Below are 371 nucleotides of genomic sequence, written 5' to 3'. Positions count from 1 at the left end.
GCCAAAGAACCACCTGCTGCGCGAAGGAGCCCGTTCATGCCCCACGCTACCGCGGTGCACCCGAACTCCACACTGACCCCGACCGGCCGACTCAAGATGGTCGAACGCCACATCGACGACGGGCTGCCCATCGCCCATGTAGCCCGCGAGCTCCGCGTCAGCTGGGACACAGTGAGCAAATGGGTCACTCGCTACCGCGACCACGGTGAAGCCGGACTCGTCGATCACCCCAGCACTCCGCGCCACTCGCCGACTGCGACCCGGGAATCGGTAGTCGAGCGCATCGAGGCGCTACGCCGGCAGCTGAAGTGGTCGGCTCGTCGGATCCATCTGCACCTGATCACCGGCGGGATCGACCCGCTGCCCCAGCA

1 protein-coding gene is annotated in these 371 nt (G+C 66.8%); it reads left to right on the top strand.

From position 1 onward, the window contains the following. Positions 1 to 36: 36 nt before the first annotated feature. Positions 37 to 371, top strand: a 335-nt coding sequence (locus SD455_RS16675) for a helix-turn-helix domain-containing protein (RefSeq protein ID WP_445508754.1), incomplete at its 3' end; no start/stop codon positions are given.

It is taken from the genome of Nesterenkonia sp. K-15-9-6 (genome assembly GCF_052656005.1).
Note: the sequence above shows the minus strand (reverse complement) of the source record. Positions and strands in the feature narration are given on the sequence as shown.